Here is a 14128-nt window from a genome sequence, read left to right as displayed (position 1 = left end):
AAGTCCCCGCCTCCGCGGGTGACGTCAGCCCGCGTTCCGTAGCACGCTTGCGACAATAGGACCGGCGGCGTCGATGCCGTGTCCGCCGTCCTGGACCATGGCCGCCGCCGCCACGTCGCCCCGGTAACCGGTGAACCAGCTGTCGGACTTGCTCTCCCCGTCGACCTCCGCGGAGCCGGTCTTCGCGCCGACGTCCTCGCCCAGCCCGGCCATCACGCCCGCCGCGGTGCCGCTGCGCGCGGTGCGGTTCATCATGGCGCGCAGCTGCTGGACCGTGGCCGACGACAGCCCACGCGCGCGTGCCGGTTCGCGGCCGTCCAGCGTGAGCGGCACGATCACGGGCTGGCGGAAGGCGCCGGTCATCGCGGTCGCCGTCACGGAGGCCATGTTCAGCGGACTCATCTGGACCTGGCCCTGGCCGATCATGTCGGCCGCGGTGTCCGGACCGCCGGAGGCGGGGACCCGGCCGTCGAAGGACGGTACGCCGATCTGCCAGTTGTTCCGCCCCAGTCCGAACCGGTCCTGGGCCTCCCGGGTGAGGGAGTCGACCTTCACCTCGTCCGCGAACTTCACGAACGCCGTGTTGCAGGAGCGGGCGAAGCTCTCGGCGAGAGTGGCGTGTTCGTTCGGCTTCATGTCCGCGAGGTTGTGGAAGGTCTGGCTCTGCCAGACGGCCGACGGCGGGCAGGGCGCGGGCCCGTTCGCCGTGGTCAGACCGTTGTCGATGAGGGTCGCCGCACTGATGATCTTCATGGTGGAGCCGGGGGCGCGCTCGCCGAGCAGCGCCGCGTCGAAGCCGTCCATGCGGTTGTTGGCGACGGCGAGGATCTCGCCGGTGGTCGGCTTGACGGCCACGACCGAGGACTCGCGGTACTTCTGCACGGCCGTCTCGGCCGCCGCCTGGGCGCTCGCGCTGAGCGTCGTGGGGAGCTTGCCGGGCTTGCCCTTGGCCAGGGTGAGGAGCGTGGTGTCGGCGGCCTGGGTGCCGTCGGCCGCGTCCTGATGGCGGATCACGAGTTCCACCCCGGGCCGGCCGCCGGTCTTGGCGCCGTACCGTTTGCGCAGCTCGTCCAGGAGGGGGCCGAGGGACGGGTACTTCTGCCGGGTCAGCACCTTCCCGTCGCGGTCCACGGCCTCGATCTCCGGAGCGGCGGACTCGCCGGTGGCGAGCGTGTCCCCCTTGCGCAGGCGCGGGTGGACGACGGAGGGCTGCCAGTCGACCAGCGCGCGGTGCGAGGTCTCGCCGCGTACGACGGTCAGCGTGCTCCGGTAGGAGAGGGGGTGGGACGTGCCGTCGTACGACACCGTCGCGCTGACCGTGAAGGGCACGGTGTCGCCGGTGGCCCTGCCGGGCGTGATCCGCACCTTCCCGATGTGCGCGTCGCCGTGAAAGGCCGTCAGCAGTTCCTGTGCCGACTCGGGGAAGTTCGTGTACGAGGCGGCGGTGGCCGCGTCGCCCTTCTCCCAGGCGGCGAAGAACGCGCCGGTCGTGTCCTTCACCTCGGCGCCGCTGGGCGGTCCCGTCCTCACGGCCGCGGCGCCCCCCGTGCCGCCGTCGCCGTTCAGGGCGGACGCGATGTTGTAGAGCCCGTAACCGGCCCCGCCGAGCAGCGTGACGCACACGCCGCCTATGACGCCCGCCTTGACCCCGTTGCGCATGGCGCGGATTCCCTCCCGTTCGGCCTGTTGAACGCGTTCAAAACAGGTCCAGGGAGCACTGTAAGCGGTTGTGGGGCCGCTGTGACGTCAGTTGTCGAAACCGTGACCAGGACCGGGAGTCCGGCCGCGTCCACGGGTGTTGGGGTGAACGCGGCCCTGACGCCCGTGCGGGGGCGCGCCCCTCCGCCCGCCCGGCTACACCCAGGTGTCCAGCCACATCCGCGACCGCCAGCTGTCGATCGGAATGGCCTGGCCCGTGTAGAGCGGCCAGAAGTAGATGAAGTTCCAGGCGATCAGCAGCACCAGGACGCCCGCCGCCGACGCGCCGATCACCCGGCGTGTGTCGCCCGAGCCCGGTGGGCCGACGATCGCGCCGATCATCATCGCCACCGCCAGACACAGGAACGGCAGGAAGACGACCGCGTAGAAGAGGAAGATCGTCCGATCCTGGTAGAGGAACCAGGGCAGGTAACCGGCCGCGATCCCGCACGCGATGGCACCGGCCCGCCAGTCCCGGCGGAACGCCCAGCGCCACAGCACGAAGGCGATCGCGAAGCAGGCCGCCCACCACAGCAGCGGCGTGCCGATCGCCAGCACCTCCCGGGCGCACTTCTGGCCCGCGTCCGCCGGGCAGCCGTCCACGCCGGGCGAGGGGGACTCGTAGAAGTACGACACCGGACGGCCCAGCACGATCCAGCTCCACGGGTTGGACTGGTACGTGTGCGGCTGGTCGAGGTGGACGTGGAACTTGTACACCTCGTGCTCGTAGTGCCACAGGCTGCGCAGCCAGTCCGGCAGGAACGACCAGGTGCCGCCCTTGCCGTCGACGGCCGCCCAGTTGCGGTAGTAGCCGCCGGTGCCGTCGGTCGCGGAGAGGATCCAGCCGGTCCAGGAGGCCACGTAGACCACCAGCGCCACCGGGATCGTCGCCACGAAGGCGAGGCCGGTGTCGTACTTGAGAGCTGCGGCATACGGGTGACGGGCACCGGCCACCCGGCGGGTGCCGACGTCCCACAGGACCGTCATCACACAGAACGCGGCCAGGATGTAGAGGCCGTTCCACTTGGTGCCGACGGCCAGGCCCAGCATCACCCCGGCGCCCCAGCGCCAGGGACGCCAGCCGAAGCGGAAGGCGTCGGCGACGGGCGCGTCCGGCCGGACCCGCCCGTCCGGCCCCACCGGCAGCGCCGCGGCCAGTCTCTCCCGCGCCCGGTCCCGGTCGACGACCAGACAGCCGAACGCGGCCACCACGAAGAACATCAGCACGCCGTCGAGCAGCGAGGTCCGGCTCATCACGAAGTGCAGGCCGTCCACCGCCATCAAGGCACCCGCGAGACAGCCCAGGAACGTCGAGCGGAACATCCGGCGACCGATCCGGCACAGCAGCAGCACGCTCAGCGTCCCGAGCAGGGCCGTCATGAACCGCCAGCCGAACGGGTCGAACCCGAACATCAGCTCGCCGAGCCCGATCACGTACTTGCCGACCGGCGGGTGCACGACGTACGCCGGGTCCGTCGGGACCGACAGATGGCCGTGCTGCTGCAGGACCAGGTCGTTGGCGTTCTTGCCGTACTTGTCCCAGCTGACCTCGAAACCGCGGTGGACGAGCGCCCAGGCGTCCTTGGCGTAGTACGTCTCGTCGAATATCACCGCGCGCGGGCTGCCCAGGTTCCAGAACCGCAGCACGCCCGCCATCAGCGTCACCAGCAGCGGCCCGCCCCACCCCGACCAGCGCGTGATGCGCTCGGCGAGGACCGGCGGCACCCCGAGCGCCCGCCACAGCCGGGGGCTCGGCTCCGCGTACGGCGGCACCAGCCGGTCGCGGACGTCGCCCGCGGGCGCGTCCTTGGCCGGCGCGTACCCGAATCGGCGCAGCCGCTGCTGCCACGACGGTCGCTGGTCGTGCGGTGCCTGGCCCTGCCGGAGGTCCATGGAGGACGCGGTACTGGTCACCGCGCCATCGTAGGGAACCGTTCTGTGCGAGTCCCGTGCATGTGCGGTACCGGTCCGGACACGGTCGGTTTCCTCCTCGCCGACCGGGCGCCCGGAAGGGAGCCCCCGGTCTCCTGGGAGGATGGGGGGGTGACTGGAACTCTTGTCCTGGCAGGTACCCCCATCGGCGACACCGCGGACGCGCCGCCCCGGCTGGCCGAGGAGCTGGCCGGCGCCGACGTGGTCGCCGCCGAGGACACCCGGCGGCTGCGCCGGCTCACCCAGGCGCTGGGCGTCACCCCCAAGGGCCGCGTGGTGTCGTACTTCGAGGGCAACGAGTCCGCCCGCACCCCCGAGCTGGTCGCGGAGCTGGTCGGCGGCGCGCGCGTGCTGCTGGTGACCGACGCCGGCATGCCCTCCGTCTCCGACCCCGGCTACCGGCTGGTCGCCGCCGCCGTGGAGCAGGACATCCGGGTCACCGCCGTACCCGGGCCGTCCGCCGTGCTCACCGCGCTCGCCCTGTCCGGGCTGCCCGTCGACCGGTTCTGCTTCGAGGGCTTCCTGCCGCGCAAGGCCGGCGAGCGGCTGTCCCGGCTGCGCGAGGTCGAAGCCGAGCGGCGCACCCTCGTCTACTTCGAGGCCCCGCACCGGCTCGACGACACGCTCGCCGCCATGGCCGAGGTCTTCGGCGCGGACCGGCGGGCCGCCGTCTGCCGCGAGCTGACCAAGACGTACGAGGAGGTGCGGCGCGGCCCGCTGGCCGAGCTGGCGCGATGGGCCGCGGAGGGCGTCCGCGGGGAGATCACCGTGGTGGTCGAGGGGGCGCCCGAGGCCGGGCCCGAGGAACTGGACGCCGCGGAGCTGGTCCGCAGGGTGCGGGTCCGCGAGGAGGCCGGCGAGCGCCGCAAGGAGGCCATCGCGGCGGTGGCGGTGGAGGCGGGGCTGCCGAAGCGGGTCGTCTTCGACGCCGTGGTGGCGGCCAAGCGCGCCGGTGGATGAGGCGCGTCCGCCCGGCCGGCGGCGCGGGAGCCGGGTCACGCGACGGGCGCGCGCCCCATGGAAGGGCAAAGGGCGGTTGTCGATGGCAAAGCCCAGCCGTCCCATTCGGGCCGCTTGGGCAAGCGACGCCCAAATCGGCTCCAACACTCGACAGCCCTGATGCATTCAGGCCAGGGGAGGCGTCCACTGGTCGAAGGGACGCATCCGCCCATCAGGGACGCACCCGTCCAAGAGGGAGCTGGCATGAGTGACATAGCAGGGCAGACCGGCCTCCGGGGTACCGCCACAGCCGTCGTTCACGAGTCGTATTCCTTCGCCTGCATGCGCTGCGGGCACGGCTGGGAGCAGTCGTACGAGATAGAGCACCACACGGACGCCGAGGGGGAGCGGTTCGTGCTCTATGTGGCCGACGGCCGGGTGGTGCCGTCGCCGCTGAGCCGGCCGAGCTGCCAGAACTGCGACGGCCACGTCGTGCGGATCATGCGCGCGGGCCAGGTCTCCTCGGTGCGCGGGGTGGCCCGGCGGCAGCACCAGGTGCCGCCGGCGGGCCCGGTCGAGGCGCCGCAGGTGCCCGTGCACGGCGCCGGCCCGCACCCGGCCGCACCGGCCAGGGAACCGCACCACTGGCACCTGTCCGATCTCCTGCACCCGTTCCAGCGCAAGGCGGGCTGAACGGATCACCCGCCCGGGAAGGCGTGCCCCTTTCGTAGGATCGGGGCATGCCTTCGAACGCCGGCCCGAGCTCCAAGGGCGACGACAAGAACGCGGCGCCGCCGCTCCCGGCACCCCTGCGGGTGCCCGTCGCCGATTCCCACACCCACCTCGACATGCAGTCCGGCACGGTCGAGGAGGGCCTGGCGAAGGCGGCGTCGGTGGGCGTCACGACGGTCGTCCAGGTGGGCTGCGACATCAAGGGCTCGCAGTGGGCCGCCGAGACCGCCGCCGCCCACCGGAACGTCCACGCCACCGTCGCCCTCCACCCCAACGAGGCCCCGCGCATCGTCCACGGCGACCCCGACGGCTGGTCCCGGCAGGGTGCCCGCGCGGCGGGCGGCGACGCGGCCCTGGACGAGGCGCTCGCCGAGATCGACCGGCTGGCCGGGCTGCCCCACGTGAAGGGCGTCGGCGAGACGGGCCTGGACCACTTCCGCACCGGCCCCGAGGGCAAGGCCGCCCAGGAACGGTCCTTCCGCGCCCACATCGAGATCGCCAAACGGCACGGCAAGGCCCTCGTCATCCACGACCGGGACGCCCACGCCGACGTGTTGCGGATCCTGAAGGAGGAGGGCGCCCCGGAGCGCACCGTCTTCCACTGCTACTCCGGCGACGCCGAGATGGCGGAGATCTGCGCCCGCGAGGGCTACTTCATGTCCTTCGCCGGCAACGTCACCTTCAAGAACGCCCAGAATCTGCGGGACGCCCTCGCCGTGGCCCCGCTGGAGCTGGTCCTCGTGGAGACCGACGCGCCCTTCCTGACCCCGGCGCCGTACCGCGGACGGCCCAACGCCCCGTATCTCATTCCGGTCACGGTCCGCGCGATGGCCGCCGTGCGCGGCATCGACGAGGACGCGCTGGCGACAGCCCTGGGCGCGAACACCGCCCGCGCCTTCGACTACTGAGAGTCACGAATCGTAACCGACCGATAACGCTCGACGGGGTCCGGCTCGGGTCCCGTCACCACGCTGGGTAGTCGAGCCGCTTTGGAGAGTGACGAACGCTCCGCTAGGTTCTGTGGGCCCGATCCGGACCCCTCTGGCCCTCTGGAGCGCGTCGGCGTGAGCAACTCGCAGTACGAGACCTATGAGGCGTACGGCCCCTACAGTGCGCCGCCCCATACCCCGAGCGGCCTGTGGCCCGGCCCGCACGACGCGGAGACGGTGCCGTACGGGGTGCCCGCGCCCGCCTACGCCGACGCATACGGCGACACGTACCGGCCCGCGTACGAGGCGGGTGCGCACGCGGGAGTGCCGGAGCCGGCGCACGCGCGGGTGAACGAGTCGGCGCTGCCGCGCCAGAGCGGACCCGTCCCCGCCGACGAGGCCCGCGAACACGGCGAACACGGCGGGTACGGCGGGTACGCCGAGTACGGCGGGTGCGCCGAGCACGGCGGGTACGGCGGGTACGCCGAGCGCGGCGAGTACGCCGAGCACGCGGACGCGGACGAGACGGACGCGGACGAGACGGACGCGGGCGCCGGAGCGAGCAGGCGGACCCCGCGTCGGCGCAAGGGGCGCTCCGGCGAGCGCCCGGAGTCCACCGTGCGCCGCCTGCTGCCCCAGGCGCTGGTCGTGGCCTTCCTGGCCGGCGGCACCAGCGCGTTCGTCGTCAAGGACAAGGCGGTCGAGCTGAGCGTCGACGGCCGGCCGCGCATCCTGCACACCTTCGCCGACGACGTGAGCGAGCTGCTCTCCGAGGAGGGCGTGCGAACGGGGGCGCACGACAGGATCGCGCCCGCCCCCGGTACGGCGCTCGCCAGCGGCGACGCGGTCACGGTGCGGTACGGGCGCCCCGTACGGCTCACGCTGGACGGCAGGCCGCAGGAGGTGTGGACGACGGCGCCCACGGTGGAAGGCGCGCTGGACGAGCTGGGCGTGCGCGCCGAGGGCGCCTATCTGTCCGCCGCACCCTCCCAGCGCATCGGACGCGCCGGGCTCGCGCTCGACGTGCGCACCGAGCGCGCGGTCACCGTCCTGGCGGACGGCCGCACCCGCACGGTCCGCACCAACGCGGCCACCGTCCGCGAGGCGGTCGAAGAGGCCGGGATCACCCTGCACGGGCAGGACACCACGTCGGTCCCGCTGGACAGCTTCCCGCGCGACGGGCAGACGGTGACCGTGCTCCGAGTGAGCGGCAAGCGGGAGATCCAGGAGGAGCAGATCCCGTTCGGGGTCGAGCGGACCGAGGACCCCTCGCTCTTCAAGGGCACCGAGGTCGTCGCCCGGCCGGGGCAGCCCGGACTGCGCCGGACCACCTACCAGGTGCGCACCGTCAACGGCGTCCGGCAGAAGCCGCGCCGGGAGAAGACCGAGGTGGTGCGCGCGCCGCGCAAGCAGGTGGTGCGGGTGGGCACCAAGCCGCGGCCCGCCTCCGTGCGGGGCGCCGACCACCTGAACTGGCGCGAACTCGCCGCGTGCGAGTCCGGCGGCCGGCCGAACGCGGTCGACCCCTCGGGGACGTACGGCGGGCTGTACCAGTTCGACACGCGCACATGGCACCGCCTCGGCGGCAGCGGACGCCCCCAGGACGCCCCGGCGGAGGAGCAGACGTACCGGGCGAAGAAGCTGTACGTGAAGCGCGGCACGACCCCCTGGCCGCACTGCGGCGCACGCCTGCACAAGTGACCGCCGGCCGCCCCCGCCGCCGGGCCGGGCCCGGCGGCGGCGGGCGGGGTGGAGCGGGCGCGGGGATGCGGGCGGGCGGCCGGTGGGCCGAGGACGCGGGGCGGTCGGTGGGCCGGGGACGTGGGCGTGGGCCGAGGGCCTGGTGGCGGCCCGTACCCTTGTCCCGTGAGCAGCCCCACCCCCGACGCCCTTCTCGGCCCGGCCGACATCCGCGAGCTGGCGACAGTGCTCGGTGTCCGCCCCACCAAGCAGCGCGGCCAGAACTTCGTGATCGACGCCAACACGGTCCGCCGTATCGTCCGTACCGCCGAGGTGCGCCCCGACGACGTGGTCGTCGAGGTCGGCCCCGGGCTCGGCTCGCTCACCCTCGCGCTGCTGGAGGCCGCCGACCGGGTCACCGCAGTGGAGATCGACGACGTCCTGGCCGGCGCGCTGCCCGCGACCATCGCCGCACGGATGCCGCAGCGCGCCGACCGGTTCGCGCTCGTCCACCGCGACGCGATGCACGTCGACGAGCTGCCCGGCCCCGCGCCGACGGCCCTGGTGGCGAACCTGCCCTACAACGTCGCCGTCCCGGTGCTGCTGCACATGCTCGACACCTTCCCCACCATCGAGCGGACGCTGGTGATGGTGCAGTCCGAGGTCGCCGACCGGCTGGCCGCCACGCCCGGCAACAAGGTGTACGGCGTCCCGTCCGTGAAGGCCAACTGGTACGCCGAGGTGAAGCGGGCCGGAGCCATCGGCCGCAACGTCTTCTGGCCGGCGCCGAACGTCGACAGCGGGCTGGTTTCCCTCGTGCGGCGGGCCGAGCCGATCAGGACGACGGCCTCCAAGGCCGAGGTGTTCGCGGTCGTCGACGCGGCCTTCGCGCAGCGCCGCAAGACCCTGCGGGCGGCACTGGCCGGCTGGGCCGGGTCCGCCGCCGCCGCCGAGGCCGCCCTGGTCGCGGCCGGAATCTCGCCGCAGGCCCGCGGGGAGTCGCTGACGGTGGAGGAGTTCGCCCGGATCGCCGAGCAGAGGGAGACGGGCAAGTGAGCGTGACGGTCCGGGTGCCGGCGAAGGTCAACGTCCAGCTCGCGGTGGGCGCCGCCCGCCCCGACGGGTTCCACGACCTGGCCAACGTCTTCCTCGCCGTCGGCCTGTACGACGAGGTCACCGTCACCCCGGCGGACGGACTCCGCGTCACCTGCGAGGGTCCGGACGCCGCCCAGGTCCCCCTGGACCGCACCAACCTCGCCGCGCGTGCGGCGCTCGCGCTCGCCGAGCGCCGGGGCATCGAGCCGAACGTCCACATCCACATCACCAAGGACATCCCGGTCGCCGGCGGCATGGCGGGCGGCAGCGCGGACGGCGCGGGCGCGCTGCTCGCCTGCGACAGGCTGTGGGGCACGGGCGCCTCACGGGCCGAGCTGCTCGCGATCTGCGCCGAGCTGGGCAGCGACGTGCCGTTCAGCCTGGTCGGCGGCGCGGCCCTCGGCATCGGACGGGGCGAGCAGCTGACCGCCCTGGAGGTCGGTGGCACCTTCCCCTGGGTGTTCGCGATGGCCGAGCGCGGGCTGTCGACCCCGGCGGTCTTCCGGGAGTTCGACCGGCTGGCGCGGGGGCGGGACATCCCGGAGCCGGTGGCCTCGGCGGAGCTGCTGGAGGCGCTGGCGAAGGGAGACCCGGACGCACTGGCCGCCACCGTCTCCAACGACCTCCAGCCCGCGGCCCTCTCGCTCTTCCCCGAGCTGGCCGACACCCTCGACGCCGGCCGCGGCGCGGGCGCCCTCGCCGCGCTCGTCTCCGGATCGGGTCCCACCACGGCCTTCCTGGCCCGTGACCCCGAGGCGGCCGTGAAGATCGCCGACGCTCTCCTGGCCTCCGGCCACTGCCGCACGGTGCGCACGGCGACGGGACCCGCACCGGGCGCCACGGTCATCGACGGGCCCGCCGGGCGGTAGCGCCACGGTCGCCTGCGGCCCCGCCGGGCGGTAGCACCACGGCCGCCCGCGGCTCCGCCGGGCGGGCACTCCGGTCGCCCCGGCGGTGCCGTCCGGTCCGAAGCGCACCCGGATCCACGCCGTCGCGGACCTCGCCGAGGAGGAGCTGCCGCTGCTCGCGGGCCTGTATCACCGGCGGCGCCGGAAGGAGCACGGGGACGACGGCTGACCTCCGACTACCCTGGATGGGCGATCCATCCCCCGGGGCAGGAGTGAAATGGCCGTCAACCTGGTCAATGTCGAGAACGTCAGCAAGGTGTACGGCACCCGTGCCCTGCTGGACGGCGTCTCGCTCGGTGTGTCGGAAGGGGACCGGATCGGCGTCGTCGGACGCAACGGCGACGGCAAGACCACCCTCATCCGGATGCTCGCCAAGCTGGAGGAGGCCGACACCGGACGGGTCACGCACTCCGGCGGGCTGCGCCTCGGCGTGCTCACCCAGCACGACTCCCTGGACCCCGCCGCCACCGTCCGCCACGAGGTCATCGGCGACATGGCGGACCACGAGTGGGCCGGCAACGCCAAGGTCCGGGACGTACTGACGGGGCTGTTCGGCGGGCTGGACCTGCCGGGCTTCCCCAAGGGGCTCGACACGGTCATCGGGCCGCTGTCCGGTGGCGAGCGGCGCCGTATCGCGCTCGCCAAGCTGCTCATCGAGGAGCAGGACCTGATCATCCTGGACGAGCCCACCAACCACCTCGACGTGGAGGGCATCGCCTGGCTCGCCGAGCATCTGCGCAACCGGCGCTCGGCACTGGTGTGCGTGACGCACGACCGGTGGTTCCTGGACCAGGTCTGCACGCGCATGTGGGACGTGCAGCGCGGTGACGTCTACGAGTACGAGGGCGGCTACTCGGACTACGTCTTCGCCCGCGCGGAGCGGGAGCGGATCGCCGCCACGGAAGAGGTCAAGCGGCAGAACCTGATCCGCAAGGAGCTGGCCTGGCTGCGGCGCGGGGCGCCCGCGCGCACCTCGAAGCCGCGCTTCCGCGTCGAGGCCGCCAACGAGCTGATCGCGGACGTGCCGCCGCCCCGGGACAGCAGCGAGCTGATGAAGTTCGCCTCCTCCCGGCTCGGCAAGACCGTCTTCGACCTGGAGGACGTCACCGTGCAGGCCGGGCCCAAGGTGCTGCTCAAGCACGTCACCTGGCAGCTCGGTCCGGGCGACCGCATCGGTCTCGTCGGCGTGAACGGCGCCGGCAAGACCTCGCTGCTGCGTGCCATGGCGGCGGCGGCCCGTACCGAGGGCGAGGAGCAGCCCACGGGCGGCCGCGTCGCCGTCGGCAGGACCGTCAAGCTCGCCTATCTCTCCCAGGAGGTCGCCGAACTCGACCCCACCTGGCGGGTGCTGGAGGCCGTGCAGCAGGTCCGCGAGCGCGTCGACCTCGGCAAGGGGCGGGAGATGACCGCCGGACAGCTGTGCGAGACGTTCGGCTTCAGCAAGGAGAAGCAGTGGACGCCGGTGGGGGACCTCTCCGGCGGTGAGCGGCGGCGGCTCCAGCTGCTGCGGCTCCTCATGGACGAGCCCAACGTCCTCTTCCTGGACGAGCCCACCAACGACCTCGACATCGAGACCCTCACCCAGCTGGAGGACGTCCTCGACGGCTGGCCCGGCTCGATGATCGTCATCTCCCACGACCGGTTCTTCGTGGAGCGCACGACGGACCGGGTGTTCGCCCTCCTCGGCGACGGGGCCCTGCGGATGCTGCCGCGCGGGATCGACGAGTACCTGGAGCGGCGCCGGCGCATGGAGGAGGCGGTCGCCGCGCAGACCGCCGCGGCGCCGAAGCCGGCCGTCACGGAGAAGAGCGCCGCCGACCAGCGCGCCGCCAAGAAGGAACTCCAGAAGATCGAGCGCCAGTTGGACAAGATCTCCGAGAAGGAGTCCACGCTGCACGCCGGGATCGCCGAGAACGCCACCGACTTCGCGAAGGTGGCCGAACTGGACGCCCAGTTGCGGGACCTCGCCGGGGAGCGCGAGGAACTGGAGCTGCGCTGGCTGGAACTGGCGGAGGACGCCTGACCTCTCCCGTCTCCTCTCCCGCCCCCTCTCCGGGCTCACGAAGGGGGCGCGCGCGCCGCGTGAAGGGGGCGTGAAGGCGCGTAACGGCGGTATCACGGGCCGGTTCTCCCTTGGGAACAGGGGAGGGCTCGGCCCCGTGTGCTGTCTGTCCCGGGTGATAGAAAGGGCCGTCTGAAGACTGTCTGAGAAACGACCTTGGGTCCATCACAAGCCTCAGGGCGTGGCTAAAAATCAGTGAACGAGGGGGAAGAGCGCTGATGACTCAGCCGCCCAACCAGCCGCCGCAGGGCGGGTTCGGAGCGCCGCAGGAGCAGCCGCCGCAGGGCGGAGGTTTCGGCCCGGCTCCGCAGACGCCACCGGCGCAGGGCGGCTTCGGCGCCCCGCAGACGCCACCCGCGCAAGGCGGCTTCGGCGCTCCGCAGGCCCCGCCGGCGCAGGGCGGTTTCGGCGCGCCCCAGCCGCCCGCCGGCCCGCCGCCGCAGCCGCCCCAGCAGCCCGCCGGAGCCCCGCAGCAGCCCCAGCCCGGCTACGGCTACCCCCAGCAGCCGGGGCCGTACGGCACCGGCGCCCCGGGCCCCTACGGCTACCCGCAGTCCCCGCAGCAGCCGGGCCCGTACGGCGCGCCGCAGCCCGGTTACGGCCACCCGCAGCAGCCGCCGTACCCGGGCGCGCCCGGCACCGTGCCCGGCGGCCCCCTCGGCGGCGGGCAGGGCAGCCGGAAGAAGACGGCGCTGATCATCGGCGCGGCGGTGGCCGCGCTGCTCGTCATCGGCGGCACGGTGATCGCGGTCACCGGCGGTGACGGCGACGAGGGTCAGAAGAAGCCCGTCGCCGAGCACAGCGACGACCCCAAGCAGTCCGCCTCCGGCACACCGAGCGCGTCCGCCGGCGGCAAGGACCCGGACCACCTCAACGACAGCCGGCAGGCCGGCGAGGCCAAGGTGCTCTGGTACGAGCCGGCACCGGACGCCCCGGCGTCCGGCGCCGACGCGCCCGGCATGTGGATCAGCGGCGACACGGCGGTGAAGGCGGCCTACAAGCAGGTCTTCGCCTTCGGCGCCGCAGACGGCAGCACCGCCTGGGGGCCGGTCGCCTTCCCGCAGAAGATCTGCGCGGTCACCCCGCAGAAGTCGGCCGACGACAAGATCGTCGTGGCGTACATGAACAGCGGCGGCGACCGCGCCAAGTGCAACCAGCTCCAGCAGCTCGACCTGCGCACCGGCGAGAAGGGCTGGAGCGGCGAGGTCGCCGACGGCGGGCTCTTCGACAGTGCGCTCACCGTCGAACTGACGGTGAGCGGCAAGACGCTGATGGTGGGCCGTTCGCAGTCGGGCACGGCGTACGACATCGACAGCGGCAAGAAGCTGTACGACAAGAAGCGGTACGGCGAGGCGTGCTTCCCGGTCGCCTTCGCGGGCGGCGAGAAGCGGCTCGTCCAGGTGGCCTCGTGCGGTGTCGGCACCGCCAAGGAGCACGAGGAGATCCAGGAGCTGGACCCCGCCAGCGGCAAGGTGCACTGGACCCAGAAGGTCAAGAAGGGCTGGGAGGTGAGCCGGACCTACTCGGTCGACCCGCTCGTCGTCTACCTGACCAACCGCGACAAGAAGGCCTGGAACATCTCGACCTTCACCGACGACGGCAAGTTCCGTTCGGAGGTCAAGGTGGACGAGAAGTTCGCGCCCCGCTGCGGCTGGGCCGTCCTCGAACGCGAACTGCAGGGCTGCCAGGGCGTCGCGGTCGACGCCGACACGCTGTACCTGCCCACCGACTCCACCGTCAGCGCCAACGAGATCGTCGCGATCAGCCTCGGCGACGGCAAGGAGAAGTGGCGGGTCAAGTCCCCGACGGACCGGCCGATGTCGCCGGTGAAGGTCGAGGGCGGCAAGCTCGTCGCGTACGCGCAGCCGTCGTACGACACGGGCGGCCAGGTGGTGTCGGTTCCGGTCACCGGTTCCTCGCACAAGACGACCAGGCTGCTGCAGAACCCGCAGGGTGCCGCCGATGTGGAGAACACCTTCTACGACGGTGTCGTCGACTGGTCCGGCGGGCGGTTCTTCATCTCCTCGGGCCGGCTGTCCGGCGACGACGACTCGAAGGAGAAGCTCATGATGGCCTTCGGCAACTGAGCCCGGGGCACGGCCGACCGTCCCGGCCTCAGCCCGTTCCTCCCGAGTCCCCCCTGCCGTACGGCC

11 protein-coding genes are annotated in these 14128 nt (G+C 72.9%); 9 read left to right on the top strand and 2 right to left on the bottom strand.

Features of this window, described 5'->3' with window-relative positions; all coding sequences use genetic code 11:
- Nucleotides 1-24: 24 nt before the first annotated feature.
- Both ACZ7KF_RS03255 and ACZ7KF_RS03250 read right to left on the bottom strand, forming a co-directional pair.
- A complete protein-coding gene (locus ACZ7KF_RS03255) occupies nt 25-1659 on the bottom strand; it encodes a penicillin-binding transpeptidase domain-containing protein (RefSeq protein ID WP_471068941.1) in 1635 nt (544 codons plus the stop codon).
- A gap of 195 nt (nt 1660-1854) precedes the next feature.
- A complete protein-coding gene (locus ACZ7KF_RS03250; RefSeq protein WP_471068939.1) occupies nt 1855-3612 on the bottom strand; it encodes a dolichyl-phosphate-mannose--protein mannosyltransferase in 1758 nt (585 codons plus the stop codon).
- A gap of 129 nt (nt 3613-3741) precedes the next feature.
- Here ACZ7KF_RS03250 and rsmI point away from each other — a divergent pair, with 129 nt between their 5' ends.
- The 9 genes from rsmI (at nt 3742) to ACZ7KF_RS03205 (ending at nt 14062) form a co-directional block, all read left to right on the top strand.
- Nucleotides 3742-4590 carry a 16S rRNA (cytidine(1402)-2'-O)-methyltransferase gene (rsmI, locus tag ACZ7KF_RS03245; protein ID WP_471068937.1) on the top strand — a complete coding sequence of 283 codons (849 nt, stop codon included), beginning with the start codon at nt 3742-3744 and terminating at the stop codon, nt 4588-4590.
- Between the two features lie 243 nt (nt 4591-4833).
- Nucleotides 4834-5262: a hypothetical protein gene (locus ACZ7KF_RS03240; protein WP_471068935.1), complete on the top strand. Its 429-nt coding sequence runs from the start codon at nt 4834-4836 to the stop codon at nt 5260-5262.
- Nucleotides 5263-5309: 47 nt separating this feature from the next.
- Nucleotides 5310-6209: a TatD family hydrolase gene (locus tag ACZ7KF_RS03235; protein ID WP_471068933.1), complete on the top strand. Its 900-nt coding sequence runs from the start codon at nt 5310-5312 to the stop codon at nt 6207-6209.
- A 156-nt stretch (nt 6210-6365) separates the two neighbouring features.
- Nucleotides 6366-7931: a ubiquitin-like domain-containing protein gene (locus tag ACZ7KF_RS03230; protein ID WP_471068931.1), complete on the top strand. Its 1566-nt coding sequence runs from the start codon at nt 6366-6368 to the stop codon at nt 7929-7931.
- Nucleotides 7932-8096: 165 nt separating this feature from the next.
- Nucleotides 8097-8966: a 16S rRNA (adenine(1518)-N(6)/adenine(1519)-N(6))-dimethyltransferase RsmA gene (rsmA, locus tag ACZ7KF_RS03225; protein ID WP_471068929.1), complete on the top strand. Its 870-nt coding sequence runs from the start codon at nt 8097-8099 to the stop codon at nt 8964-8966.
- Nucleotides 8963-9874 (top strand): 4-(cytidine 5'-diphospho)-2-C-methyl-D-erythritol kinase, encoded by a 912-nt coding sequence (locus ACZ7KF_RS03220; protein ID WP_471068927.1) that lies wholly within the window; start codon nt 8963-8965, stop codon nt 9872-9874. The genes rsmA and ACZ7KF_RS03220 overlap by 4 nt, the downstream gene beginning before the upstream one ends.
- Before the next feature lie 85 nt (nt 9875-9959).
- Nucleotides 9960-10082, top strand: coding sequence for a hypothetical protein (locus tag ACZ7KF_RS03215; RefSeq protein ID WP_471068925.1), 123 nt, complete (start codon nt 9960-9962; stop codon nt 10080-10082).
- A gap of 48 nt (nt 10083-10130) precedes the next feature.
- The gene (locus ACZ7KF_RS03210; protein WP_471068924.1) at nt 10131-11936 is read left to right on the top strand and encodes an ABC-F family ATP-binding cassette domain-containing protein; all 1806 of its coding nucleotides are present in this window, start codon (nt 10131-10133) and stop codon (nt 11934-11936) included.
- A 257-nt stretch (nt 11937-12193) separates the two neighbouring features.
- Nucleotides 12194-14062 (top strand): outer membrane protein assembly factor BamB family protein, encoded by a 1869-nt coding sequence (locus tag ACZ7KF_RS03205; protein WP_471068923.1) that lies wholly within the window; start codon nt 12194-12196, stop codon nt 14060-14062.
- Nucleotides 14063-14128 lie beyond the last annotated feature (66 nt).

It is taken from the genome of Streptomyces sp. NPDC038200 (assembly GCF_055600785.1).
This window is presented reverse-complemented; position numbering and strand designations above follow the sequence as displayed.

Coding starts and splice junctions, on each gene's coding strand:
- ACZ7KF_RS03205 (WP_471068923.1), top strand. CDS start 12,194: ATGACTCAGCCGCCCAACCAGCCGCCGCAGGGCGGGTTCGGAGCGCCG.
- ACZ7KF_RS03235 (WP_471068933.1), top strand. CDS start 5,310: ATGCCTTCGAACGCCGGCCCGAGCTCCAAGGGCGACGACAAGAACGCG.
- ACZ7KF_RS03240 (WP_471068935.1), top strand. CDS start 4,834: ATGAGTGACATAGCAGGGCAGACCGGCCTCCGGGGTACCGCCACAGCC.
- ACZ7KF_RS03210 (WP_471068924.1), top strand. CDS start 10,131: ATGGCCGTCAACCTGGTCAATGTCGAGAACGTCAGCAAGGTGTACGGC.
- ACZ7KF_RS03255 (WP_471068941.1), bottom strand. CDS start 1,659: ATGCGCAACGGGGTCAAGGCGGGCGTCATAGGCGGCGTGTGCGTCACG.